The 25,409-nt window shown below is 63.5% G+C and carries 23 protein-coding genes; 7 read left to right on the top strand and 16 right to left on the bottom strand.

Annotated features, from left to right (window positions below; all coding sequences use genetic code 11):
• Positions 1–46: 46 nt before the first annotated feature.
• The 4 genes from hpt to dacB are packed head-to-tail and all read right to left on the bottom strand — an operon-like array spanning position 47 to position 4,065.
• Positions 47–601 carry a hypoxanthine phosphoribosyltransferase gene (hpt, locus tag G9U53_RS08470; protein ID WP_003941159.1) on the bottom strand — a complete coding sequence of 185 codons (555 nt, stop codon included), beginning with the start codon at positions 599–601 and terminating at the stop codon, positions 47–49.
• Between the two features lie 3 nt (positions 602–604).
• Positions 605–1,582, bottom strand: coding sequence for a tRNA lysidine(34) synthetase TilS (gene tilS / locus G9U53_RS08465; protein ID WP_047269663.1), 978 nt, complete (start codon positions 1,580–1,582; stop codon positions 605–607).
• Positions 1,583–2,656 carry a zinc-dependent metalloprotease gene (locus G9U53_RS08460; RefSeq protein WP_047269664.1) on the bottom strand — a complete coding sequence of 358 codons (1,074 nt, stop codon included), beginning with the start codon at positions 2,654–2,656 and terminating at the stop codon, positions 1,583–1,585.
• Positions 2,656–4,065, bottom strand: coding sequence for a D-alanyl-D-alanine carboxypeptidase/D-alanyl-D-alanine-endopeptidase (gene dacB, locus G9U53_RS08455; protein WP_165638579.1), 1,410 nt, complete (start codon positions 4,063–4,065; stop codon positions 2,656–2,658). Before dacB ends, G9U53_RS08460 begins: the two co-directional genes overlap by 1 nt.
• 103 nt (positions 4,066–4,168) lie before the next feature.
• Between dacB and G9U53_RS08450 the strand changes: the two genes are divergently transcribed.
• On the top strand, positions 4,169–4,660 hold the full coding sequence (locus G9U53_RS08450) for an inorganic diphosphatase (RefSeq protein ID WP_003941181.1): 492 nt from the start codon (positions 4,169–4,171) through the stop codon (positions 4,658–4,660).
• 106 nt (positions 4,661–4,766) lie between these two features.
• Here the strand turns inward: G9U53_RS08450 and G9U53_RS08445 are convergent, their stop codons facing one another.
• From G9U53_RS08445 to G9U53_RS08435, 3 genes are all read right to left on the bottom strand, one after another.
• A complete protein-coding gene (locus G9U53_RS08445; RefSeq protein WP_003941098.1) occupies positions 4,767–5,597 on the bottom strand; it encodes a crotonase/enoyl-CoA hydratase family protein in 831 nt (276 codons plus the stop codon).
• Between the two features lie 46 nt (positions 5,598–5,643).
• Positions 5,644–5,850 (bottom strand): hypothetical protein, encoded by a 207-nt coding sequence (locus G9U53_RS08440; protein ID WP_124568973.1) that lies wholly within the window; start codon positions 5,848–5,850, stop codon positions 5,644–5,646.
• A gap of 133 nt (positions 5,851–5,983) precedes the next feature.
• The gene (locus tag G9U53_RS08435) at positions 5,984–7,513 is read right to left on the bottom strand and encodes an LCP family protein (protein WP_307850468.1); all 1,530 of its coding nucleotides are present in this window, start codon (positions 7,511–7,513) and stop codon (positions 5,984–5,986) included.
• A gap of 122 nt (positions 7,514–7,635) precedes the next feature.
• Between G9U53_RS08435 and G9U53_RS08430 the strand changes: the two genes are divergently transcribed.
• From G9U53_RS08430 to G9U53_RS08410, 5 genes are all read left to right on the top strand, one after another.
• The gene (locus G9U53_RS08430; protein WP_083055963.1) at positions 7,636–8,454 is read left to right on the top strand and encodes a polysaccharide deacetylase family protein; all 819 of its coding nucleotides are present in this window, start codon (positions 7,636–7,638) and stop codon (positions 8,452–8,454) included.
• Between the two features lie 4 nt (positions 8,455–8,458).
• The gene (locus G9U53_RS08425) at positions 8,459–10,438 is read left to right on the top strand and encodes an amino acid permease (RefSeq protein ID WP_083055961.1); all 1,980 of its coding nucleotides are present in this window, start codon (positions 8,459–8,461) and stop codon (positions 10,436–10,438) included.
• A gap of 434 nt (positions 10,439–10,872) precedes the next feature.
• Positions 10,873–11,295, top strand: coding sequence for a hypothetical protein (locus tag G9U53_RS08420; protein WP_242430633.1), 423 nt, complete (start codon positions 10,873–10,875; stop codon positions 11,293–11,295).
• 187 nt (positions 11,296–11,482) lie between these two features.
• Positions 11,483–12,037 (top strand): TetR/AcrR family transcriptional regulator, encoded by a 555-nt coding sequence (locus tag G9U53_RS08415; protein ID WP_007727029.1) that lies wholly within the window; start codon positions 11,483–11,485, stop codon positions 12,035–12,037.
• Positions 12,034–13,827 carry an alpha/beta fold hydrolase gene (locus G9U53_RS08410; RefSeq protein ID WP_083055957.1) on the top strand — a complete coding sequence of 598 codons (1,794 nt, stop codon included), beginning with the start codon at positions 12,034–12,036 and terminating at the stop codon, positions 13,825–13,827. Before G9U53_RS08415 ends, G9U53_RS08410 begins: the two co-directional genes overlap by 4 nt.
• Before the next feature lie 942 nt (positions 13,828–14,769).
• Here the strand turns inward: G9U53_RS08410 and G9U53_RS08405 are convergent.
• The gene (locus tag G9U53_RS08405) at positions 14,770–15,255 is read right to left on the bottom strand and encodes a hypothetical protein (RefSeq protein WP_147343843.1); all 486 of its coding nucleotides are present in this window, start codon (positions 15,253–15,255) and stop codon (positions 14,770–14,772) included.
• Positions 15,256–15,731: 476 nt separating this feature from the next.
• On the opposite strand from G9U53_RS08405, the gene G9U53_RS08400 reads away from it, so the two are divergent.
• The gene (locus G9U53_RS08400) at positions 15,732–16,253 is read left to right on the top strand and encodes a 2-oxo-4-hydroxy-4-carboxy-5-ureidoimidazoline decarboxylase (RefSeq protein WP_003941084.1); all 522 of its coding nucleotides are present in this window, start codon (positions 15,732–15,734) and stop codon (positions 16,251–16,253) included.
• A 56-nt stretch (positions 16,254–16,309) separates the two neighbouring features.
• On the opposite strand, the gene G9U53_RS08395 is transcribed toward G9U53_RS08400, so the two are convergent.
• The 8 genes from G9U53_RS08395 to G9U53_RS08360 all read right to left on the bottom strand — a co-directional run bounded on the left by G9U53_RS08395 (position 16,310) and on the right by G9U53_RS08360 (position 25,339).
• The gene (locus tag G9U53_RS08395; protein WP_003941110.1) at positions 16,310–16,765 is read right to left on the bottom strand and encodes a TerB family tellurite resistance protein; all 456 of its coding nucleotides are present in this window, start codon (positions 16,763–16,765) and stop codon (positions 16,310–16,312) included.
• 84 nt (positions 16,766–16,849) lie between these two features.
• On the bottom strand, positions 16,850–18,406 hold the full coding sequence (locus G9U53_RS08390) for a TerD family protein (protein ID WP_081557301.1): 1,557 nt from the start codon (positions 18,404–18,406) through the stop codon (positions 16,850–16,852).
• A gap of 40 nt (positions 18,407–18,446) precedes the next feature.
• Positions 18,447–19,340, bottom strand: a complete 894-nt coding sequence (locus tag G9U53_RS08385) for an SGNH/GDSL hydrolase family protein (RefSeq protein WP_042922710.1) — start codon at positions 19,338–19,340, stop codon at positions 18,447–18,449.
• A 158-nt stretch (positions 19,341–19,498) separates the two neighbouring features.
• Positions 19,499–20,908 (bottom strand): TerD family protein, encoded by a 1,410-nt coding sequence (locus tag G9U53_RS08380; protein WP_054187881.1) that lies wholly within the window; start codon positions 20,906–20,908, stop codon positions 19,499–19,501.
• Between the two features lie 27 nt (positions 20,909–20,935).
• The gene (locus tag G9U53_RS08375) at positions 20,936–21,793 is read right to left on the bottom strand and encodes a hypothetical protein (protein WP_007727039.1); all 858 of its coding nucleotides are present in this window, start codon (positions 21,791–21,793) and stop codon (positions 20,936–20,938) included.
• Positions 21,790–22,899, bottom strand: coding sequence for a cysteine protease StiP family protein (locus G9U53_RS08370; protein WP_003941082.1), 1,110 nt, complete (start codon positions 22,897–22,899; stop codon positions 21,790–21,792). Before G9U53_RS08370 ends, G9U53_RS08375 begins: the two co-directional genes overlap by 4 nt.
• Positions 22,896–24,185, bottom strand: a complete 1,290-nt coding sequence (locus tag G9U53_RS08365; RefSeq protein WP_081557300.1) for a phosphoribosyltransferase family protein — start codon at positions 24,183–24,185, stop codon at positions 22,896–22,898. The genes G9U53_RS08370 and G9U53_RS08365 overlap by 4 nt, the downstream gene beginning before the upstream one ends.
• Positions 24,182–25,339: an HpcH/HpaI aldolase/citrate lyase family protein gene (locus tag G9U53_RS08360; RefSeq protein WP_037129307.1), complete on the bottom strand. Its 1,158-nt coding sequence runs from the start codon at positions 25,337–25,339 to the stop codon at positions 24,182–24,184. Before G9U53_RS08360 ends, G9U53_RS08365 begins: the two co-directional genes overlap by 4 nt.
• Positions 25,340–25,409 lie beyond the last annotated feature (70 nt).

The following is a 25,409-nucleotide window of genomic DNA, read 5'->3' as shown; positions in this document are numbered from 1 at the left end:
GCGACGCTATCGGTGGACGAGTCAGTGGTGTTACCGGCGAGCAGGCTCAGCCGCCGTAGACCTCGGGGTCCAGGGTGCCGATGTACGGCAGATCGCGGTACCGCTCGGCGTAGTCGAGGCCGTAACCTACGACGAACTCGTTGGGGATGTCGAAGCCCACGTCGCGGACGTCGACGTCGATCTTGACCGCATCCGGCTTACGGAGCAGGGTGACGACCTCGAGCGAAGCGGGATTACGTGTCTTGAGGTTGCGCATCAGCCACGACAGCGTGAGACCGGAGTCGATGATGTCCTCGACGATCAGCACGTGGCGACCGGCAATGTCCTTGTCGAGGTCCTTGAGGATGCGGACGACACCCGAAGACGAGGTCGAGGATCCGTAGGAGCTCACGGCCATGAATTCCATCTGCGACGGGATCGGCAGGGCGCGGGCGAAGTCGGTCATGAAGAAGACCGCTCCCTTGAGGACGCCGATCAGCAGGAGATCCCCTTCGGGGGCGCCTGCCGGGTAACGCTTGGCGATGTCCTCAGCCAGTTCCGCCGTTCGTGCACGGATCTGTTCTTCGGAGATCAGTACCGATGCGATGTCGCCCTCGTACACGCGTCAAACCCTTCGTCGGTCTTCGAATCCGAGGATCAGCCTGCCACGTCGCCGGGCCGCCACCAACCTCGCCTCCGGTGTTCCGCCGCCGATCGCGACGCCGCCTTGCCCCCGCCAGTCGGTCACCAGGGCGTCGACTGCGCGTAACTGTTTGTCCGTCAATGCTTTTGCGCCGCCCTGCAGCAGCCAGGCGCGCAGAGCGCGTCGACGGATTGCGGTGGGCGCTTCGGCAAGTGTGTCCACTTCCACTTCCCCGTCGACGACAACCCGTAGGAGTAGGGCCTCGGCGTACTCGTCGAGCGCCTCACCGTCCTCACGCAACTGCGTCGCGGTTCGGGCCAATGCTTCGGGAACTCCCCCGCCGAGAATTTCTTCGAGCAGCGGCAACGCCTCGTGCCGCAGACGTACGCGAGTGAACTCGGGATTGTTGTTGTGCGGGTCCTCCCACGGCGTGATTCCCAGGTCGACGCAGGCCGCCCTGGTCACCGATCGCCGGATGCCGAGTAGCGGCCGTCCCCAGGGAGCGTCGAATGCAGCCATACCTTGAATCGATCGCCCACCGGACCCGCGCGAGAGTCCGAGAAGCACGGTCTCGGCCTGATCGTCGAGCGTGTGTCCGAGCAGAACCGGGAGGTCAGCCCTCGCGTCGCGTAGGGCGTTATACCGAGCCTCACGCGCAGCGGCTTCGAGACTCCCACCATCGGCTACGTCGACTGTCAGCACCGTCGCGGTCCGGCAACCCAGCGCCAGCGCCTGGTCTGCGGCCGAGCGCGCGACGGCATCCGAACCATCTTGTAGGCGATGGTCCACGATCAACGCGTCGACCGAATCGGTTTCCGCCACCGCTGCTGCTGTCAGGGCCAACGAATCGGCTCCCCCGGACAGGGCGACGACCACACGGCGTCGTGGCTCGAATGCGAGCGTCCACGCCCGCACGGCCTGTCGCAGCGCCAGTAGGGCAGGCGTCTCAGGCAGCAGCATCTAGCCGAGAACGCGCTTTACCCACGCGTCGGGATTGTCGATCTCGTCGAGCAACGGCAAGGTCTCGGGCCCGGTCCAGATGGTGTTGAACTGCTCCATGCCGACCTTGAGAACCACCGCGTCGACGAAGGCCTTGCCGCGCACGTACTGCGCCATCTTGGCGTCCATGCCGAGAAGCATCTTGATGATCCGCTGCACGGGGTTGGACTTGCGCTGCCGACGCTTGTCGAAGGCCGCGCGGATAGTTGCCACCGACGGCACCACGGCGGGGCCGACGGCGTCCATCACATGGTCTGCATGCCCTTCGAGGAGGGTGCCGAGTACAAGCATCCGATCCAGCGCGTCACGCTGAGGCTCCGCCTGCGAAGCACGCAGCAGGCCGATGATCCCGCCCGCCGTCGCACCGTCACTGGAGTCGGGTTCCTTCCGCGAGCGCAGCTCTGCAGCAAGGCGCCCGACAACGTCGGTCATCGACTCGTCCACCGTCGCACCAAGCGTTTCGACGGATTCCTTCATGTACTCCGCTAGCCACGGCGAGGACGAGAACTGAACCCGGTGAGTGACCTCGTGCAGGCAGACCCACAACCGGAAGTCACTCGGATTCAGCCGAAGGGACCGTTCGACGGAGACGATGTTCGGTGTGACCAGAAGCAGGGTGCCGTGCTCGCCGGTGAACGGGTCGTACTGCCCGAGGATCGCCGAAGACAGGTACGCCAGCATGGCGCCGGCCTGCAAGCCCGCCGGCTTTCCGACGATGAGATTGCCACTGCCGTCAGGGTCGGCGCCGGTGAGATGCGCCATCGACCGCGAGGCCGCCGTGATCCACCCGGCCCGGTCCAGCACGTCAGCGGCCGGGACCGGTAGACCGTCGGCCAAACCGGTCACTTCACGAACCGGCAGTTCTGCGCGCTCGGACGCTTCGGCGAGTTCTGCGGTTGCCGTCTCGGCCGTGTAGCGAGACATCGCGGGGCCGCCGCGCGCCAGTTTTATCCCGGCTTTGGCGGCAAGACTCCAGTCGACGGCACCACCGAGCGGAGCCGAGGCTTCATCATCTTGTGGAGTCTTTTCGGCCACTATTGGCACCCGCAATTCCTCAATGCTCCGGCAATCGCGTCCAGGGCAGGACGGCTCACTTCTGGCGGCCGGTCATTGGACATCAGTGCGAAGGTGAGCACTCGCCCGTTCTGATCGACCACGAACCCTGACAACGCGCTGGCCGTCGAGAGAGTTCCCGTCTTGGCTCGCACCCAACCCGCACCGGTTCGGTTTCCGGACGCGTAGCGGTCGGACAAACTTCCTGTTCCGCCGGCCACCGGAAGGTAGTCCAGCAGCGGACGCAGTTTCGGATCACCGTCACCGGCCGCAGCCGTCATGACGCGATCGAGTACCTGAGCGGGAATGAGATCGTCGACGGACAGTCCGCTGGAATCGTGCAGCGATACACCGGTGTAGTCGAACCCGGCCGCCTGCAGGGTCTTGCCGGTCGCGTCGACTGCTCCGGTGAACGAGGCTTCGATTCCGGAGGCAATCGCGACCTCACGCCCGATGGTCTCTGCGAGCACGTTGTCGGAATGTTCCATCATCTGCAGCAGCCGGTCGCTCAGCGGCGCCGACTGCACGGTGGCGATCGGCTTGGCACCGGCAGGCGCCGCGCCGAGACTCACGTTGGCGGGATCGACACCGAGGGCCTGAGCGAGGACCTTGCCCGCGTCCAACGCGGGCGTTTCCGAACGCGGCGACTCGTCTTGAGTGCCGTCGTACCGACCACCTTCGATCATCACCGATTCGATCGGGGTGATGTAGCCGGCCGCGATGTCAGCGGGGAACCATCCGGTGGCCATGTTGTCGCCCTTGAACAAGCTCGAGTCGACCACGACGCTGGTCACCGGCGTACCGGCAGCCTTGATCTGGTCGACGAGATCCGCGATGTGAGCAGCATTGGCGTAATACCCGCTCTGCCCCTTCGGCGTCGCGGTCAGCGTCGGGTCACCACCGCCGACCAGAACGACCTGCCCGGGGCTCGTTCCGGGAACCACCGTCGTGGACAGCCGGTGGTCGAGCGGCAACTTCAGTAGTGCCGCCGATGCGGTGAGCACCTTCGTCGTGGACGCGGGCGTCATCGGCGTCGACGGGTCCGTGCTCCAGAGAATGTTTCCGGTGAGCGCATCAGCGACAACTCCGGTGAACTTCCCCAGATCCGGGTTGGCCACGGCCGGGCCGATCGCCGCTGCGATTCCCGACGCGCTCGGGATCGGTGCGTCCGTCGGGACGGGCACCACCTGAGGTGACGGCGTCACGAGCGCAGGCTGAGGCGACGTAGTCACGGTCGCGCTGCCCGCGGTGTCGTTCGACGTACCGAGTTTCACGACGACAACTCCGGCGACGGCCAGTACAACCACTGCACCGACCGCCAGAAGGATGCGGAAGTTACGCCGTCGACTCTCTTCCAACGAGCCGATCTTCTTCTTTCCTTGGCCCGCCAACGCCCCTCCGTCTGTGCTCTGCCTACTGGGTGGTCAGGCAACCTTATCCTTGACCCGATATCCTTCCGACGAATCATTACCGACACGACAGCGAGGAATCGGCGTGGAGTTCGACGTCACCATCGAGATCCCCAAGGGTCAGCGCAACAAGTACGAGGTCGACCACGTAACCGGTCGCGTCAAACTCGATCGCTACCTCTACACAGCTTTCGGCTACCCGGCCGACTACGGCTTCATCGAAAACACCCTGGGTGAGGACGGCGATCCGCTCGACGCCATGGTCCTGCTCCCCGAGTCGGTCTTCCCCGGCGTCATCGTCGAGGCTCGCGCAGTCGCGATGTTCAAGATGGTCGACGAGGCCGGCGGAGACGACAAGGTCCTCTGCGTTCCGGCCGGCGACCCCCGCTGGGATCACATCCAGGATCTGGGTGACATCTCACAGTTCGAGCTCGATGCGATCAAGCACTTCTTCGTCCACTACAAGGACCTCGAGCCGAACAAGCACGTCGAGGCAGCCAACTGGGTCGGCCGCGCCGAGGCAGAGGCCGAGATCGAGGCTTCGATCAAGCGTCTCGCTGCCAACGGCGGTCACTGAGCTCGAGTTCTCAGGCCTAACGAAAATCCCCGCACATCGGAAGATGTGCGGGGATTTTTGTGCTGTTTTTACTCGCCCTTGCAGTTCCCACTCACCCTTGCAGTTCCTACTCACCCTGGAAGACTGGCGGGCGCTTCTGGAAGACGGCGGTGATGGCCTCGGTCAGATCCTGCGAAGGCAGGAACGCCGCGTTCCAGGCTGCGACGTAGCGAAGGCTGTCGTTCACGCTCGCGCTGCGGGTGTGATCGAGCACGTCCTTGATCCCGTGGACGACGAGCGGCGGGTTGAGCGCAATCTCCTTGGCGGTCGCGCGCGCCGCTGCCAGTACCGCGTCGGCATCGTCGAAAACGTCGTTGACGAGGCCGATCTTCTCGGCGCGCGCTGCGTCGATGTCCTTGCCGGTCAGAGCCAACTCACGCAGGTGTCCGTCGCCGATGATCGCGGGCAGACGCGCGAGGCTGCCCATGTCTGCGACGATCGCGACCTTGACCTCGCGGATGCTGAACTTGGCATCGGCACTTGCGTAGCGGATGTCCGCCGCCGTGATCAGGTCGACGCCGCCGCCGATGCACCAGCCCTGCACAGCTGCGACGACGGGCTTGCGGCAATCTGCGACGGCATTGATGCCCGACTGCATGCGCTTGATCATGTCGTGGAACTTGGTGCGCGGGCCTGCCTGAGCCTTGTCCGCGAGGACGGCACCGAATTCACCGCTCATCGCCGGCAGGTCCAGTCCGAACGAGAAGTGCTTGCCGGAACCGGCGATGACGATTGCACGCACCTCGGGGTCGGCGTCGAGGTCGGCGAAGATTTCGGGGAGTTCACTCCAGAAATCCGGCCCCATCGCGTTGCCCTTGCTCGGCCCGATCAGCGTCACCTGGGCGATGTTGTCTTCGCGCTCGACGGTGAACGCATTCCAGCTCTTCTGTTCAGTCATTACTCAAGAGTAACTAAAGGTCGGGCTCAGCCGAAGACCGCTGCCTTCATCCGAAGATTCCTGCCTCGTCAAGTACCAGTACGACGAGGGTGACGGCCATCAGGGCGAACATGATGAGCATCGCCATCCTGGCCGCCCGCTCACTGGTCGGTGGGAAAACGCGCTGCGCCGGATGCTCGGCCACGTACTCGGACAAGGACATGGTCCTGGCACGTGAGCGTGTCGGATTCTGTACCGCTGCTGTTGTAGCCATGTCGGTGATCCTTTCAACTACGCAATCTCAGTCAGGTACCCCAAAGGTGAAGTACCCGACTGAGTTCGACTTCTCCAATGTAGACCCGCAGATCGAAGAAGTCAGCGTGAGTTTGGTGCGAATTACCTGAGAGTCAGTCCACACAGGGAATGCCGCCATTCGCGTCGGCCCGGATGGGTGATCCCTGCGCTCCCGTATCGGGGACGGTGCCGGCGGATACCGACGAGTCCGACTGCGCCGGAGCGGCCGAGAACACGGTCTGCGCATTGTCCTCACCGATCAGTACAGACACTGATTCGGCCGCTGCCTGCTCGTTAGGCACTGCGGCCACGCCCAACTGCTCGGCCAGCGCCTCTGCGACGGCTTTGGCGCCGACTCCATAGCTGACCACCGACTTTGCCGTCGCAGCTGCGGTGCTCACCTCTCCGACTTCGACTCCCGACGCTTTCATCGCCGCTGCCAACGCGGCACCCAACCCGTCCGTCGCGGTTCCGTTGCGGATGTCCACAACTTCGTTCCCGGTCGAGACAGCAGTGTCCATCGCAGGTGCAGATGCCGAGTCACCTCCCGCGAAGATCCGCGACACTTCACTACGCAGACGCGCCGGATCGACCATGTTGACGTCCTGGCCGTCGACGGTCTCGTATCCCTCGATGGGCAGGGTGTAGAAGTCAATGTTCCCACCTGCGAGAGCGCTTGCCTGAGAAGCGAATCGGACGGGATCCATGGCAGAATCGATCACCACGTCCTTCTTCACCACGTCGGCCAGTGCCGTCATCTTCGGAATGTTTCCGATGACGCCGGAGCCCTTCAAGTTGGCGATCACCGCGCTGATGAAAGCCTGCTGCCGGTGGGTGCGATCCAAGTCCCCGTTGTCCAGGCCGTGGCGTTGACGGACAAACGAAAGTGCCTGTGACGCATCGAGAGTCTGAACTCCGGCCGGGAAGTTGGCGCCCGAGAAGTCATCCTGCACCGGATTGTTAAGGCACACCTGAACGGGGCCGATAGCCGAGACGACGTCGTAGAAGCCCATCAGGTTCACTTCGGCAAAGTGATCGATCGGAACCTTGAGCAGATTCTGCACGGTGGTCAGTGTCGACCGTCTTCCGACTTCACGCGCTTGTTGTTCTCGTGCAGCAGGATCCGTCACACCGTCCGCTATGAGTTTGGCGTCCGCATCAGCCTTCGCCATTCCGTAGGCTTCCTTGATCTTGGCCATTCCGTAGCCGGGTACCGCGACGTAGTCGTCGCGTGGGATCGCCACTGCACTGGCCTTGCCGCCATCGCCCGGAACATGGAGCAGGATAAGCGTGTTCGTGTTGTATCCACCCACATCGCTGTCCCCCGCATGCAGCTTGTCGGTGACGAACTCAGCCGGCAGGTCGCTGCCGTCCATCGCCTTGCGACTGTCGAGCCCGATCAACAAGATGTTGGTATCCCCGTCGAGCGAACTGCCGGCGTCGTCACCGAGGGCGGAGAGCGCATCCGACCGGTACAGCCCCGACGTCAAATCCGACTGCACGTACCAGCCGATTCCGACGCCCACCAGAATCGTCGTCGACAGGGATGCCGCCGCCAGCTTGCGCCCTACCGAGAGCGTCGACCGCTGCGGTTGACGCCTACGCCTGTGTCTGGTTGCCGAGTGTCGAGGTCGCGGTTCCACGGCCGACACGCTATCCAGCGTTCCTGAGTAGAACCTGTCGATACCGGACACGGCTGGTCATTGGCTGAAAAAACGCTGAGAATGAAGTCCGAATAGGGCAAATCTGCTCTAGGCTCCGCCCTGTGGACCGCCGACGCTTCCTCAGTGCCCTCGCAGCAGCAACTCTGACCGGAACCGCCGCGGTGACCATGGGAACCGCTTGTTCGTCACGTTCGGTCGGGACGGCAATCGCCGCAGCCGACGAACCAACCGACCCCGTCCTTGTCCCGGATCTCCCGCCTGCCTTGTTGCCGCCTCCACCGCCGTCTGCCCGGGTGCCGCTGCCCGCCGGCGGATCGTTGACCGCGTTACCCGGCGGTGGGGATCTGTTTGCCCTGACGGTTGACGACGGAGCCAGCTCCGAAGTCGTGCGCCTCTACACACAGTTCGCAAAAGACACCGGCATCCGTTTGACGTACTTCGTCAACGGGCAATACAACTCGTGGACCGAAAACGCCGGACTTCTCAGACCGCTGGTCGAGAGCGGACAAATTCAGCTCGGCAATCACACCTACTCGCACCCGGATCTGACGTCCGTGTCGAAGCAGCAGATCGCAGACGAGCTGACGAAGAACGGCACGTTCCTGCGCAACACCTACGGCGTGGACGCGGCGCCGTACTTTCGGCCGCCGTACGGAAGGCACAACGCGACAGTCGATTCCGTGGCCGCGAGCGTCGGCTACACCGTGCCCACCCTCTGGTACGGATCACTGTCGGATTCTTCGTTGATCACCGAGGAGTACATCCTCCAAATGGCGAACCAGTACTTCAATCCGGGGGCCATCGTGATCGGGCACCTCAACTATCTGCCCGTGACCCACGTGTATCCGCAACTGGTGGACATCATCCGGAGCCGAAACCTGCGGACTGTCACGCTCAACGATGTTTATCTGAAGCCGTGACGCCGTGGTGACCGCAGCCGACAACGAGGTCCCGGCCGAAAACACGGCTCCGTCCGTGAAACAACGCACCGAGGCCTGGCTGCTCGCGGACATCACCGAGGAACCCGCCGGACATCTGGGGCCCCACCGGATGGCGCCGAAGAAGGAGAAGCGCCACCCGTGGTGGAAGGTGATGTGCCTGACGGGTGTCGATTACTTCTCCACTCTCGGTTACCAACCCGGTATCGCGGCACTGGCGGCCGGCACGTTGGCTCCCATCGCGACAGTCGTATTGATCCTGCTGACACTCTTCGGCGCTCTACCGGTCTACCGGCGAGTGGCTCGCGAGAGTCCGCACGGCGAGGGTTCGATCGCCATGCTCGAGAAGCTGCTGCCCAAGTGGCGCGGCAAGATCTTCGTTCTCGTGCTTCTCGGCTTCGCGGCCACCGATTTCCTCATCACTATGACGCTCTCGGCTGCCGATGCCACGGCGCACCTCGTCGAGAACCCTTTTGCTCCAACCTTTCTCTCCGGGCACACCGTCGCCGTCACCCTGGTTCTGCTCGCGCTCCTCGCTGCGGTCTTCCTCCGCGGATTCACCGAAGCGATCGGTATCGCGGTCGGATTGGTCGCCGTCTATCTCGCCTTGAACGTGGTGGTCATCTCCGTAGGTCTGTGGCACATCGCGACCGCGCCGTCGTTGGTCACCGACTGGACGCGCGCCATGACCACCGAGCACGGAAACCCGGCGATGATGATCCTGATCGCGCTGATCGTCTTCCCGAAGTTGGCTCTCGGTCTGTCCGGCTTCGAAACCGGCGTCGCGGTCATGCCGCAGATCAAGGGCGATCCGCACGACACCGAACAGAATCCACGTGGCCGCATCAAAGGTGCGCGGCGCCTGCTCACCACGGCGGCGCTGATCATGAGCGGATTCCTGCTGACGTCGAGCCTGGTCACCACCATCCTGATCCCAGAAAACGAGTTCCAGCCCGGAGGCGCTGCCAACGGTCGCGCGCTTGCCTTCCTCGCGCACGACTATCTGGGTGAGATCTTCGGAACCGTCTACGATCTCAGCACGATCCTGATCCTCTGGTTTGCCGGTGCATCGGCAATGGCAGGGTTGCTCAATCTTGTTCCGAGGTATCTCCCCCGCTACGGCATGGCGCCATCGTGGGCCCGCGCCGTGCGTCCGCTGGTCCTCGTGTTCAGCGTCATCGCCATCACTGTCACGATCTACTTCGACGCCGGTGTCGACGCTCAGAGTTCCGCGTACGCAACCGGTGTCCTCGTGCTCATCTCGTCGGCGACCGTCGCCGTTGCACTGTCCGCTCGTAAGCACGGTCAGCGAAAACTGTTCGTGGGGTTCAGTTTTGTCGCAGTTTTGTTCGTCTACACGACGATCGCGAACATCTTCGAACGTCCAGACGGTGTGAAAGTGGCGTCGTTCTTCATCGCCGCGATCATGGTGGTGTCCTTCCTTTCCCGGATCTCGCGAGCCTTCGAACTACGGGCAACCTCCGTCGAATTCGACGAGACCGCGCTGCAATTCATCGCCGAGGCAGCCGAGAAGGGTTACCTCGCGATGGTGGCGCACGACGTCGACCGTCTCGACGAGGACGAGTATCGGCAGAAGGAATCGCAGCAGCGCGCCGAAAGCAACATCCCGGAGGCGGAGTCGATCATCTTCATCGAAGTCAACGTCACAGACTCCTCCGAATTCATCACCGACCTCCTCGTCCACGGCCGACAGCGCGGTGAGCACCGGATTCTCTGGGTCGACAGCCCTGCCGTCCCCAACACCATTGCGGCGATTCTCCTGCGGACGAGAGACATCACCGGCGTGATTCCCGACGTCTACTTCGAGTGGACGGAGGGAAACCCGATCATGTACCTGCTCCGCTTCCTGTTCATCGGTGAGGGCGAAACCGCTCCCGTGACCCGTGAGGTCCTCCGCCGCGCCGAACCCGACCAGTCCCGCCGGCCACACGTCCACGTCGGTTGACGCCCACTCCCACTAACCGCTCACAAGCCCGCTCGCGATTGCTGTCGAACATCGCTGCATCCAGGGCTGTGGTGGCCGAGGTGGCGGGCGACCAATGCGGGCGCGATGGTGAGGGGCGTCGTTCGTCATGGCGACCTTCCATTCGTGCCTGGGGGCCAATCTCGGTCCCCTTCATGGATTTCGCCTTCTGACAACGGAAATTGCACCGGCAAGAGGGACTGGCGTGCAACTGGTGAGCGAAAAGTCTGTCCGCACGCGCGAGTGCAGATTGAAAGGCCTTTCGACCCGCAGGTGGACGGGACGATGCGACGGAGATCGAGAATGACCGCGACATACAATCGCGATCAGAGCGAAGCTCCAGGCCGAGATTCCGGCGCCGCTGTGATGGAGGGGTCAGGATGTTCGGTTGGAAAAAGAAGCGCAACGATTCAAAGATGACGCTCGACGATGTGATGTCGAAGCTCAGGCCTGACCTGAGTCGGGAATCACTCGGCGTCGGACCCGACTTTCCGGGCGTCGCCCCGAACCCGCTCATGAGCAGTGATGCACGCAAGCGCAATGCGGAACTGCGGACGGGGGTGCTTGCGCTCGGCGTTCTCGTCGACTGGCGGGAGGTCAACAGCAATCCACGCGTGGTCCTGACGTTCGACGTGGAGACCTCCGACGGCATCTTGTTCCGCGGTATCGCAGACGAAGACCTCACGATCACCGAGCTGACACGACTCGCCCCAGGACAGACGTTGCCCGTGCGCTACCGGCCGGCCGTCATGGACCACTACGTCGCCCTTGCCCGGGACGCGGACGCCGCCCACGTTCAGCAGCTCTCCGACGAGATCGCGACCCGCAAGCGGACCTGACCCGAAGCCTTGGCCGGATCCTAGGTCGCCGGCACTCCGATGATGGCGTCGGCGGTCACACGCATGTCGATCACGACGAGACTGGTTAGTAGACGCATTCTCTCGGTTGAAAATAATATGTAGACCGGTCTATTGTTGGCTCATGGCATCCAAAGGAGACCTGACAAGGGCACGGCTCGCAGAATCCATGCTCGAGCTCATCCAGACCAGCGGCTACAGCGGCACGGGCCTGAACGCCGTGATCGAACACGCCGCAGCGCCGAAAGGGTCGATCTACTTCCACTTCCCCGACGGGAAGGAAGGCCTGGGCGTCGCAGCGATTGAGCTCGCCACGAAGGCATTCGGGACGCTGATTGCAGAGGCCGCGATTTCCCGGGTCGATGCGGCCGAGGCAGCACGCGCCGCGATCGAGGCCCTGACGACCATCGTCAGCGAGAGCAACTTCCGGCGGGGTTGCCCGGTCTCTGTCGTCACCCTGGAGATGGGCGCGGAGAACGAGCGTCTGCGGCAGGCGTGCGCCGCTGCCTTTGAGTCGTGGATCGCCCTGACAACCGCGTTTCTCGAGGCCAGCGGCGTTGTCCCCGACGAGGCCCGATCCCTGGCGACCGTTGTTGTGTCGACGATCGAGGGGGCGGTCATCGTCTCTCGCGCTACGCAAAACACGCAACCCCTGATTTCGGCCGCTGACATCGTTGCGGAGCTCATCAACCAGCGCTGCCAGACCGTTGGCGGAACGCGATGACTCCACGCGACGTCTCCCGTCACGCCCTGGTCTTCGGGGCTTCAGGTCTGGTCGGTCGGCACCTCGTCCTGACCCTCGCCGAGGCTGGTACGAACGTCACGGCGGCAGTTCGGACCGCCGAGTCCGGGGCCCGTGTCGAGCGATGGGTCAGAGAGCATGGCCTGACGCGGAGCATCAGCACGACGATCGTCGACTTCGACGCTCCTGAAATCGTCGCGGGTGGCCCATCGGCGTTCCCCTTCATCACAGAGATCCACAACTGCGCCGGGTCCTACCGATTCGGAATGACCGCCCAGGAGGCACGCAGCGCGAACGTCGGCATCGTCGAGAAGCTGATCGACTTCGCCAAGGACCTCCCCAACCTGCAGCGCGTGATCCACGTGTCGGGCTACCGCGTCGGCGGACAAGACCCCACAACGGTTCCATGGCCCGACGATCACCGCACCGCGGTTTACAAGGACCTTGGCGCCTATGAAGCGTCAAAAGTGGAATCCGACGCAATCTTCCAGGCCCGAGCCCTCAAGCACGGAGTTCCCTGGACCATTGTCAATCCGTCCAGCGTGATCGGCGACAGCGCCACCGGGGAATCCGACCAGCACATCGGGCTGGCCAGCACAGTCGAGCAGATTTGGAACGGCACCGCAGCAGCGTTGCCTGGAAACGAATCGACGTTTCTCCCGATCGTCACGGTCGACTATCTGGCGGCCTTCATGACGGCAGCTGCGGTCGATCCCGCTGCTGAGGGCATGGCCTACTGGGTTCTCCACGACGACACCCCACCGCTAGCGGACCTGCTCACACACGTCGGTCGGCATCTCGGTGCGAAGGTCCCGCGGGTCAGGATTCCGATCGGCGTCATCAAGCGGCTCCCGCAGCAGATCACCAAGGCCGATCCCGAGACCCTCACCTTCATGTCCGCCGACCGCTATCCGACAGAGTCCGCCGTCGAGTTCGCCGACAGACACGGGATCCTGATGCCCGACGTGCTGGTGTCCCTCGAACGGTGGGCCGACTACCTGGCAGCGCATCGGTTTGGTGCCGTCATGTCCGCCGACCGTCGATTCGTCGACGTCGGCGGCCTGAGGACATTTGAGCTCGGCGTACGAGGATCGAGTCGGGTGATTCTTCCCGGCATGCCCGTGAACGCGGACACGTGGGCAGAGGTAGCTGCCGGCATCGAGGGGCGGGTCGTCGACTTGCCCGGCCTCGGCCTCAGTAGCGGGGCCGGCGTTCAGGACTGGGATGAGTGGCTGCCGGCGGTAGTAGCTGGTGAACCTGCTGACCTCGTCGGCCACTCCATCGGTGCGGCTGCTGCAGTAGTTGCGGCTGACCGGTTCCCGGCGCAGGTGAAGTCCCTCACGTTGATCGCACCGTTCTTCCTCCAGGCCCCGATGGGTTCCTCGGCCAGACTGAAGCCGCTCGTACGCGCCTACTTGCGACACGCAGACCCGGCACGGCTCTCACGCAAACTGACCGGATCAGAAGCGAGCGCGGATTCTCTCGTTTCCAGTCTCAGTGACCTCGAGCGAAGCAGTTCCAAGAGCGTGGCCGAGCATCTCGCCCGTGCGGGATCGAAGCGGTGGCGTGCTGAACTCCAAGAAGCGCTTAGGCGATTCAGTGGCCAGGTCCGCATCATCACAGGAAGCAAAGACCCAATCGACCCGGCCGCGGTTGCGCAGCTCGAGTCACTTCCGAACATCAAGCTGATCTCGCTGCCGGGTGCCGGGCACCATCCGCAACTAACCCATACCGATGCTCTCGTCGATCTGCTCGAGGGATCGCTCGCGTGACATAGACGCCTGCGGTTTCAGCAGCGGACAGAGATACGGGCATCCAATCTGTAGCTGGCCAGTCTGTCGGTGACCATCACACTCAGCACAACTCCAGTCCTTTGAGCAGTCGACGTAAGAGCTTCATGGCCGCCGAAGTGTTCACCAGGGCGTCAGTAAAACTGCGTTCCGCTTGAGCTCGCATGGAGTCACCTAGGAGAGCGCTATCCGCCATTCCCACGGCAATGGAAGCCACCGAATCCCACCCCAGCAATCATCTGAAGCCTCCTCGAATGCGTTGTTGCTCCGGATCAGTGACAACCGGGGAGGTCGACGGGCCGTGCAGTATTCGAATCGCGCAGTGTTCCTTCACTTCAATTGCAACGGGGGGGAGCGTTGAGTGGCTCGAGGCCGCATCACCGGAACCCGTTACGAGTAGCGAGGCAACATGATCGGCGGGGCCGGCGCTGCAGCTTCGAGGGTGCCCGCCGCGAGCCTGGTGAGCAACACCCCATCGCCGACGGCATCAACCTCGTCGGCATCAGGCGGGTCCTCGAACTCGAGGACAGCACCGCAGCACTACGCCGCGACAACGCGCAAACAACACTGAAATCCGCACAGCCAGAAGGACACACCGCACAGTAAGGACCACCGCCATGGAAAACGACCGCGTACCCGCAGCCGTCGACGCGACGCCCGACGCCGACTACATCGAACAATCAATACCCGTCGTCCAGGACGAAAACCTCTGAGTGAGTCACGGCACCTCATGGAGAGTTCGCCGTTCACACACCAAACGGCGCAGATAAACCGTGGAAGATCGTGACGTCTACGAGCTACTTCCGAGGCCGCGAGCGCTTGCGTCGCCCCACAAAAAGAATCGCCGAGCTACTTGCGTTCGAATGGCGTAGCCGCGAGGACGGTTACGTGAAATTCCGGTTTCCCTGCCACCGCCATTCGGACTCACATGTTCAACGTCCCCACATCACTACGCCCCTTCCGTCGAGCCGGCCACGCCCGAACTGCCTTCCGCCCGGAGAAAACCGCCAACGCTCCCGTCGCCAATGACAGCGAACTGCTCAAAGCCACGATCAGCGTCGGACTCGATCCGACCAAGTGACCACTCGAACCCCGCCACAACCTGACCGTCTGCCCCACAGCGTATTCGTGCGCGCTGGAGCACTCGACGAACGATTCGATGTGGTCCACCTCGTCCTGCGCCCATCCCACCGTATAGGTGCGCGGATGCACACAACGGCCCAGCGTGGCACCGTCCTCCACGTCCAGCACCCTCGCTTCGACAGCAGGACCCATACCACCGGAGATCGACTGCACAGCAATGCTGAACGTCACCACCGCGCAGATGAGTGCTGCCAGAGCAAGTATCGACAATGCGGCGACGATCCACATCCCCCTCCGCTCGCCCACCGTATCCACCCTCGACCTCATAGATTCTTGATATGACATCTACGGCCCGATACAAAATCGAGCCAACCGCGAACTCGCGCGGAGCCTCCACGACTGCCAGCGAACGAGACACACTCCCGGCCCATTGCAGGGGCCGACGCCGAGAGCCTCAAACGAGAGCCGACCCTGTCAAGCCGCTGGTCGCCTTTCGGAGACGGCGGGATCGCCAACCGATCTCCGTGAAGTTGCATCAGACGCAACGTTGATTGGCCTCTTTTCGGGACAGATTGCTCGCCATCTCCTGTGGTCATCGGCGCCCGGTTGAGTCGGCTTCGTCAGCGAACCTTGTCGGGTGGAGACCGTGTCGGTCAGCTCGTTACGCCGCGTTAAGAACCTGAAAACTCGGGGAGCAAAACTTCCTTTCCCAGGTGAAGCAGTGAATTATCGATATGGTCGCGCATCTGGTTACCGCGCGGCATGTCGAGCGCGCCTGAAAGCACAACGGGCCGGGAGGTCACATGCTGCTACATCAATCGATCGGGTTGGAGCGCTTCAACGAACTACCGCGGCAGAAGGCGGTTCACGCATTGTTCGAGTGCTGCTGCTCGCTGACGTGGGCCGGGTGGGTCAGCGACGGACGTCCGTTCGCCGACCACGCGGAGATCCTCTCGCGCGCCGAGGACGCGATTCTCAACCTCTCGGACGTCGACGTCGAACGCGCCCTGCAGTGCCATCCACCGGTCGGCGTCCGTAGGAACAGCGTGCCGTCCCACCTCGAGCAATGCTCGATCTGGGTTCCGGACGACGCCGTCATGGCAACCATCTATCGCGCCGGCGAGGAGTACGAGCGGAACTTCGGCTTCCGGTATCTGTGGTGTTCGCACGGCCACGACGCCGACGACCTGCTCGAGAACATCGGCCAGCGCATGTCCAACGAACGGTCCGTCGAGCGCAAGGTCTGCGTCGACGAGCTCGCCAAGATCACGCGGACGAGGATCGAGCGGATGCTCGGGCCCGAGGACGGTTATCCCGAGTACTGAAAAGAAAAGCGGGTGCAGCGCTTTCGCGCCGCACCCGCTTTCATGCCCTGAATCGATCAGAGATCGAACTCGGCCGGAGAAATTCCGACTGCAAAACACATGTCGCGTACGACGCCGCGCTCGTGCTCGTCGAAGTTGCCGTCCGCGCCGCCGATGATGATGCCGATCTGGATGACCGCGCGGGCCTGATCCTGCTTCGACTTGAGCTTGGCGATGGTCGCGGTTGCCTCGACCTTGCCGAACTCGTAGTCCGAGGACAGCTTGCTGCAGTACCAGTCGAACTGCTCACGAAGCTCGTCCGGTGGGAAGACCGCGAGCGACTCGTTGCTCATGATCAGCGCGGCGGTCTTCTGACGCTCCGACGGATCGATCGAACCGTCTGCGGCGGCGATCAACGCGCACATTGCCATGCTCGCGTTCTTGAATTCCTTGTTCTGGAACTGGCTGGTCTTTGTCTTGAGCTGGCCGTTCATCTCCTGAGCCTTAGCCTTCAACTGATCCCAGAATGCCATGAGTCTCCTCGAGTATTGCCGCCACACACCGCGCGTGGTCGTACCACCACTCTGCCTGTGCGCTCGGCAATCCGCCATCGGCCACTAGGTGCGGTCGAACACTGCCAGAATTCGCGACTCGGAGATCGGGTCGAGCACGTCCGGGGTGAAGTGCCATTGCGTGCGGGTCCACGGATCGTGAACCTCCGTCTGCCCTGCTGCCGAAAGATGTTGGCACCCCTCGGACAGCGCGGCGACGGATTCTTCCGCGAAGTTCGACTCGTCCTCTCCGACAATCAGTATGGACAAACCGATTGCCGGTCCGCGTTCGGCGAGGAACATGATGGTCTGTGCGTCTTCGGCGGAATATCCGTGCGGGAAATCGCTGAGGATCAACAGGCGCAGGGAACTCGGGCCATCTGCGACACCACTCATTCGCGCGAGTTCGCCCATGTCGACGGCCTCGGCCAGTGCCCGCAAGCGCGCCGAGATCTCGGTGTGAGCGGTGATGACCGGCCCCGCGAGCATCGGTGCCAGTCGGTCGGTCAGTGGCGTGAGCGAGCCGGTCAGGTCGACGACGTCGAGTAGCGGCATCGGGCCGGCGGCCATGACGCGCACGGTGACGGCACTGATCAGACCGAGCGCTGCTTTGCTCGACGTACTGTCCACCCAGATCGGCCGGCGCAGTGGCAACGGGACGCAGTAGGGAACGGTGAGTGTGCCGCGGTCCGGAGCCGACAGCTCGCCAAGACGCATTCCGTCGCTGACGGCCGTGATCTGGGCCGGATCGGTTGTACCCGCCCACGACACCGACTTCCACGACGCCATCGACCGTGGGAGCACGCCGTCGATCACGCCGAGTTCGTGCGCAAGCTGAGCGCTGTCGCGGGCGTGATTGTCCCGCGCGAGTGAGACGAGGTCGTCGTGACGCTTCTGTGCGGCATCGCGCGCCGCCACTCCCGCTGCCGAGTTCCGCAACGACGGATCTGCGACGGCTGCGGTCAGATCCTCGTCCAAACGGGCAAGCGCGTACTCGCTGCTGGAGACGAAGGAAGCGGCAGAACGCGAGGCGTCCTCGAAGATCATCCACGCACGCTCGAGGCCGCGGCCCACCTCCAACGGCTCCACGGCGGAGTCCCACTCGGGCGCAGCTGTCGGGCCTGGTTGTGCCGGCTCGTCGTCCACCTCGACGCCGTGCACCGAGATCAGTTCCGCCAGACCACCCGCATAGCCCTGCCCTACGGCCCGAATCTTCCAGGCACTGGACTTTCGGTACAGCTCCCAGCAGATGACCGCTGTCTCGGTACCTGCGGTGGGGATCGCGAATTCGGCCAGGACCGAACCGGATTGATCGCTCAGGGTGGCGGAGAGCCCGGCCGTGCGAAAGGCGCCCGCGGCCGTCGCTGCCGGATCCACGCTGACGATGCACAACACGGCCGCGGCATCGGGGTGAAGTCGATCGAGTTCCACCCGGATGCCGCTCTGGTCGAGTTGCACTCCAGCGGTGGATGGTTGGTTGTAGAACACGAAGTCCGCGGACGTCAATGCCCGCAGGTTCGCGTCCGCTACCAGCGCCGACACGTCGAACGGCGTCTGGCTCTCGGCTCGAAACGTCACCACGGGCGCCTGCAGCGACGCGTTCTGTCCGGGAACAAAAGTCATACCCACAGCAGCGAACTATGCCATGACCGGGCTCTCTCGGTCAGCCTTGCACGTCCGCCACCACTAGATCGGCCACCGCGGTCATCCCAGCGTCCGTGAAGTGCAAGCGCTGCGCCGTCGACTCCGAGAACAGGCCTTCGAACCAACGCTGATCTGCACTCGCACATGCGTCGTGCCCGCCGGCGATGCTCGCCGCCGCAATGTCGACAGTGCGCACACCGTGGGCGTGGGCCACCTCGTCGAACTTCGTGTTGTAGCGAGCGAAGTAGTCCATGAACCAGGATGCGTCGGCGTCTGAGAACGGAATGTTCGGCCAGCATCCGCGAGAGGAGATCATGCCGCCCTCACCGATCAGGTAGATGCGAGCGTTAGGCGCGCGCTGCGTGACCGCAGTCAGGATGCGATCCAATTCTCCGGCAGCCCGGTCGATTCCGGATTGGGCGACGGAATTCGCGAGCGGGTCGTACCGGCATCCACGATCGGTTCCTGGCCCCGGAGCGACGCACAGGGGGCCGAGGAAGATGCTGTTGGAGTCGTTGCCGCCGATCGAGATGGTGATCAGGTCGGTGTCCGGGTGAACGGCATCGAGTTGGACAGGCCAGTAGTTCGGAATCAGCTGTGGAGTGTCGATGATGTTCTCGGCGCGTGCCGCGCTGCAAGAGACGTCGGTGAACTCCGCGACCTCGAGTGCCCGAGAGATCTTGCCCGCGAAGTTCTCGTACGAACGCGAACAGGCGTCGGGGTACATCGGTTCCAGCCTTGGACCGGAGGCACGGGAGTCACCGAGGGCGACGTACTTGATCCCGGTGCCGGATACTCCTGACCGAGTTTCCGACTGGGGCACCGAAGCCTGCGCGATTCCGGTGCTCACGAGCGCCAGCACAACGCCTGCGACGGCCGCCGCCCGACCGAGAAGTTTCCCTCGAATGATCATCTACTGTGCCAAGTCCTCTCGCGCACGGCCGCTCGACTGACGGCTCGACATGCCGCATGAGGTTAACGCACAGAGGGGGAAACGATGTCCGGTTCGACGGACGGCGATCAAAATCACCTACCGCCGAACCGGATTCATCTCGAGTATGCAGTCTCGACTCAAGCAGTGAGGAAACGGCCCAGCTGCGGCGCAGCTTCTCCTGCGTGCTTGGCCTGGATACCTTCACCGATGGCCTGCAGCTTCCATTCACCGTTCACGCGGTACACCTTTGCCATCACCATTCCGGTGAAAGCCATGCCGCCCTGGAGCGTGTATCGAGCGAGCTCGGAGTTGGTGGTGCTGTCCACGAGACGGCAGAAAGCGTTGGAGACCTGCTCGAACGTGTGTCCGCGGTACGAGGTCACGGTGAAGATCACGGTGGTCACGTGAGCCGGGACCCGCTGAAGATCGACGAGCATGACCTCGTCGTCGCCGTCTCCGTCGCCGGTCAGGTTGTCACCCATGTGACGGACCGAGCCGTCCTTGGACGTCAACTGACCGTAGTAGCAGACGTCGACGAGGTTGCCGTCGGCGTACAGGAGTGCCGAAGCGTCGAGGTCGACATCGGCGGTACGGCTTCCGAACAGGCCGCTCTTCTTGATCGGATCCCAACCCAGACCCATCTGGATCATGGTGAGCGCGACGCCGCCCTCCTTGCGGAGTGTGACCTTCTGTCCCTTGGTCAGGCTGACGGGGCGTCCCTTGACCAGGCTCACCTCGGGCTGCTGGGCCGGCGGCTGGTTCTGCACGGGAGGCGCCGGGGGCGCCTGGTTGTACGTCGGCTGCTGGTTGTACGCAGGCTGTTGGTTGTAGGCAGGCTGCTGCGCCGGCGGGTAGGCCGGCGGCGTCGGTCCCTGGTTGTAGGCCGGCGGCTGGTTGTACGCGGGCGGGGCCGGCGGAACCGGCGGCGCGTTGTACGAAGGCTGCTGCTGCGGCGGCTGGTTGTACGCCGGCGGTGTAGGAGCGACGGACGAGGGCGGGGTGATCGGCGCCGGAGCCGCGACCGGAGTGGGAGGCGGCGGTGGTGCATCGTCGACGGACACACCATGATCGGTGACCAGCGCGGCAAATCCACCCGCGTACCCCTGGCCGACGGCGCGCACCTTCCATGCACCCTGGCGTCGGTACACCTCGAGCGCGATGACGATGGACTCGGTGGTGAGGCCGTCGATCACGTACTCGTACAACACGTTCCCGGCCGCATCGGAGACCCGAGCGGTCGGTGCAGCAGTGCGCCCGAAGTTCGACGAAGCGTCGTCGAGCGTGATGACGGCGCGAACCTGCTCGATATCGGCGGGTACGCCGGCGAGTGAGACTCGGAGTGAGGCAATGCCACCCGGGTTGGGTACCAATTGCACGCCGGGTCCGGTCGGCTGGTTGAAGAAGACGAAGTCGGCGTCGGAACGAACTTTTCCGTTGCTCGTCACGAGGAGTGCAGACAGGTCAGCGGCCGCAGCCAGCTGAACCGAGACAACTACATCCGAGACGTCCAGCGGGCCGTTCTGCCCTTTGGCAAGCGATACAGACAACTAAATCCCCTTCATAGAGAGCGTGTATTACCCGAGCGCGGAAGAGAACCACCGCAAGATCTCCGCGCTCGCTGCGATACCGGACCTTTCTGTCACAGTAACGGTCGGCCGTTGCCAATTCAGTTCTTCCAGCTCACCGTGCCTGGGCCGGATCGCGAAATCGGAGTATTCGAGCATGTCCGCATCCAATGCGCCGTCACCAGCCGAGATCACGACGGCGGACTGATCCAGATCACCCGACTCGACCAGTCTGCGGCGCACCTCTGCCAGCGCTCGTGACTTCGACACGGCGTCGGGCATCGTGTAGATCTTGCGGCCTTGACGCGAGACATTCCAGCCCCGCGTCACGCACCACCCATTCCATTCGGTTTCGAAATCACTCGGCATCACGGCCAGATCGACGACCAGGTATGGAAACAGGTCGTCGGCAACACGAATGGAGCTGACCCAACTCGAGTCGATCCGCGATTCCAGTTCCGCCTGAACCTGCGGCAACTCGGCGCCGGACTTACGGGTCGAACGGTCGATCTCGTTTCGCCAGTCGCGATCGGCCTCGCCGTCCACCAGGATGTTTCCGCCGTTGCTCGTGATCGCGTACTTCCACGGTCCGCCGGGAAGATCGATCCGCTGGAACTGCGCAATGGTCCTGGTCGTCGTCGGAATCACCGGAACCCGCGAGCTGAGCGCGGTCAGCAGTTCGATCGATTCGACGCTCATGTGCGAGAGCGGACCGCCGTTGTAGTACTCGACGCACAGCGGGCTCGGTGCCGAATCCAGGTCGGAGCCACTGGGATCGCCGCCGATCGCGGCCTGCGAATAGATCATCGTGCGGTCCAGATCCGTGGCGATCAGGACCTGGGACGCAGCGGTGTCCACACGGCTCACGTGATGTCCTTGATCAGGCCGACACACGAGTAGGCGAGATCCGGGACGACCTCGACCGGGACCCCACGGGCCTGTGCCAACAACCGGATGTGTGCGTGCTCCGGGGCTTCGAGTTCGCGCACCAGAACCTTCCAGGGAAGCCGGCGCAGCAGCACCCTGGTTGTTTCTCCGACACCGGGTTTGACGAAGTTGACCGTCGAGATCCCGTACTCGGCCTGCACCTTCTCCACCGACTCCCAACCGGCCCAGGTCGGCGTCCGATCGGAATCGAGCACTGCAGCAAGAGAATCCGCTGCGTCGCCGCGAACCGAATCGAACTCGGCCGAGACCACGTCGAGCAACCTGTTGGAAACGTCGACGTCGGCGAGGTCGGCGTAGAACTTGGCGCCGTGGAAATCGCCGGGCCCGATGAGGGTGTCGTTGAGGACAGTTCGTGAGACCAAGCCGGACACCGTCGAATTGAGGCACGCCGACGCGATCAGGAAGTCGTCACGGGTCCCGTACGTTCGCACGCAGTGTCCGGGGTCGGCGAGAACAGCCAGATCGGAGTCGAACTTCGCTCCGCCTGCCTCGTGGTACTCCGTCAACGCTGCGTCGAGTTCGCGGGCGATGGCGCCCTTGCCCGTCCAGCCGTCGACGAAGACGACGTTCTCCGAGTCGTGATGGTGCGCAAGATAATCGAGTGCGACGGAATCGATTCCTTTGCCACGGACGATGGACACCGCATAGTGCGGCAACGTCAACCCGCGGGTCTGCTGGGCCCAGCGCCGCATCAGAATCCCGATCGGTGTTCCGGCCCGGGCGAGTGAGACCAGCGTGATGTCACTCCCCCGCTCGGCCAAGACCAGGTCCATCACGGTCCCGACAGCGCGCGCCAACCGTGGAGCGCTCTCGGCGAGCACCGTCTCGAAAAGATCCCGGTATGCCTGATCGGGTTGGTACTCGATGGGGAGAGACTCGGCATAGTGCGCCTCACCCGACTGAATACGCTTCTCGCGCACGGATACATCCGCTTCGAGATCCACGTGCGAGAGATCCTTGAGCAGCCACTTCACTTCGCCCGGCGCGTACGAACCGAATTCGGGCCCGACCAATGGTTCGTTCATGACGAGCTCCCTGCTCTGGAATCTCGCAGCGCCGACGGATCGGCCCCGCGAACGGTGGCGATCAGGACGTCGGTGCCGGAGTTCCGCAACACCTCGACCACTCCGTCCATCGCCGTCAACCGATCGGTGTCGGCGGGCTCGTCGATGACCAGCAACGCAAGGGCGTCGACCGCCGCATCAGGCCACTGCGCGTTGTAGACGTATCGGGGTTCGTTCTCGCCCAGTTCGGGCGCCGGAAAGGTGAACCCGCGACGCAGCGGGTATCCCGGCACGTCAACGACGTAGGCGGGTGAACGCGTCGTGGTCTGGTAACGAACTGCTCGCCCAGAGCTTTCCAAGCCCGCAGCGATGCGCAGTGGCAGGTACATCAACTCCTCGTGACCGATCACGATCACAGCACGCGACGCGTCGATCGACGATTTGAGAATGAACACCGCTGCCTCGACGGCTGACTCGAATGCCGCGGTGTCGCCGTCGAGAAAGCCGTGCCTGCCACCGTCGGGGACATGTGCCGGCCACGGCAGATCCATCTGAGACAGCGTGCCGCGGCGATCACCGATCGGATTCAGATCCGGAGCATCCAGCGCCGTGACGCGCTGGGTCAGGCCGTCGGGCAGGACCGTCGAACCCGAAGCGAGAGAGACGTAGTCGATTCGTACATTCAACTCTGCCGCCGCGGCTTCGCCGGCGACTCGGTGTTCCTCGGTTCTCATGTCCACCAGCGAGGCCACGACGTAGCGGCTTCGCGGGCATTGCCCGTGCAGCGCCCGGATGGCATCGATCGCGGTGGCGCCGGTGGAGATCTCGTCGTCGACGAGGACCAGAGGCAGGTCGTTCTCGAACAGTTCGGCGGACGTCGGCTGCATCAGATGGCTCGTGGCGTGCGAGTGCCCCTCCTCGAACCCGGCGAGCGTCGTAGCACCTGGTACGTCGCGACGAGTCGAGTGCAGGTAGCAGTGAGCGCGCAGACGGGCCGCAACGCAATGACCCAAACCTGTTGCGGTTTCGGCAAACCCGAGCACGACGACGTCGACACCCTCACCGAGCGTTGTCCGCACCAGATCGCCGAGGTCGTCGGCAGCACCGATGACCACGGACGGCTCGGTGGGCACGTGCTTTCCCAGCACAGTGGACACCAGCAGATGAGCGCGACGCGGATTCCGCCGAAGTCCCGGGATCACCAGATCGGGCACCGAATGCCCGAGTGACGAATCACCGTGAACGAGGTCCAAGCCGAATTCTGCTGTAGCCCAGGGAACGTCCTTGGACTGGACAAGCTCTGTCATCGATCGACCAACGCCGTCAGCAACTCGACGAACGTGATTCCCTTGTTGGTCACACCGAACACGTGAGCTCGGAGCGCAGTCTGATGGGCCCAATTGCGGTGCGGCTTCATCTCGTTCATCTTGTTCCGGTAGCCGGACGCCTGAACTCCCCCGGCGTCGGCACCGAGAATGTCGAGGGCATCGTGATATTCCTCGTGCGTGACAGCGGACAGTGCATTGACCGCTGCGACGTGCGACGGGTGGATGACCGTCTTGCCCTGGATTCCGTTGGCTCGGTCCAGCGCGATCTCACGGAGCAGACCGTCGAGGTCGCGGCTGACGAGATGCTGACGGAACCGGACGGCGTCGTGTTCCTCGAACGGAGTGGCGCGCAGCATCGGCCGGAACATGCGTTCGTGATCGGCGAAGTACTCCCACACGGGCCCGGTGATGACAAAACCCGAACCGTCCGCGCGCCCGAGATAGTTGACGATGTCGGCGATGACGTCGACCACCACGCGCACGTCGTAGATGGTCAGATCGCGGTCACGACGGATGCCGAAGGTGCTGCACATGTCGGTGGCGCCGATGCGGACGGCAAGGATTCGATCGCGGTGTTGCGCGAGAATCCCACTGATGGTGCGCAATTCGAGATCGCGAGTATCGCGGTGCACAAGCGCGGGTGATTCGAGTACCGGCATCGCGTAGAGATGCTTGCCCAGCAACTCGGATGCGTCCGCGACGGCGTCGAGGAACACAGGGCCGGACTCGCTGCCGAACTTAGGGATTACGAACCCGGTGAGCGCGGCGCGCCCCTCGGTCAACGACGCGGCGACCTTGTGGATGTCCGCGACTTCACGAACCCGCACGAACAGCAGCATGCCGACGGCGTCGGTGGACGCGATCTTGTCGAGAGCTTCGACCGCGTTCGCCCGCGCCGATTCGACCTCGTGATCGGCGACGGCATCCTCGAGATCGAGCACCATCGAGCTGACGCCCTCGGACGCACGCTTGGACACGATGTCGGCCAACCCGGCCCGGGTGGCAGGAACGTAGAGAGTTGCACCCAGAGCAATCGCGAGCAGATCCCTCTCGTCGGAATCCGCGAACGATCGAGGCGCATGCAGGAACAGTTGCTCCCGCACGTCATCCTCGAGATGTTGAAAGTGCTGCATTTCTCTTCTCTCTGTAACCGCAATCAAGTCCATGAAACGACCCCCTGTGACAACGCGTCGGGCAACTCCG

It is taken from the genome of Rhodococcus sp. D-46 (genome assembly GCF_011290655.1).
Lineage (GTDB): Bacteria > Actinomycetota > Actinomycetes > Mycobacteriales > Mycobacteriaceae > Rhodococcus_F > Rhodococcus_F qingshengii.
The sequence above is the reverse complement of the archived record's forward strand: the minus strand, read 5'-3'. Positions and strand labels throughout refer to the sequence as shown.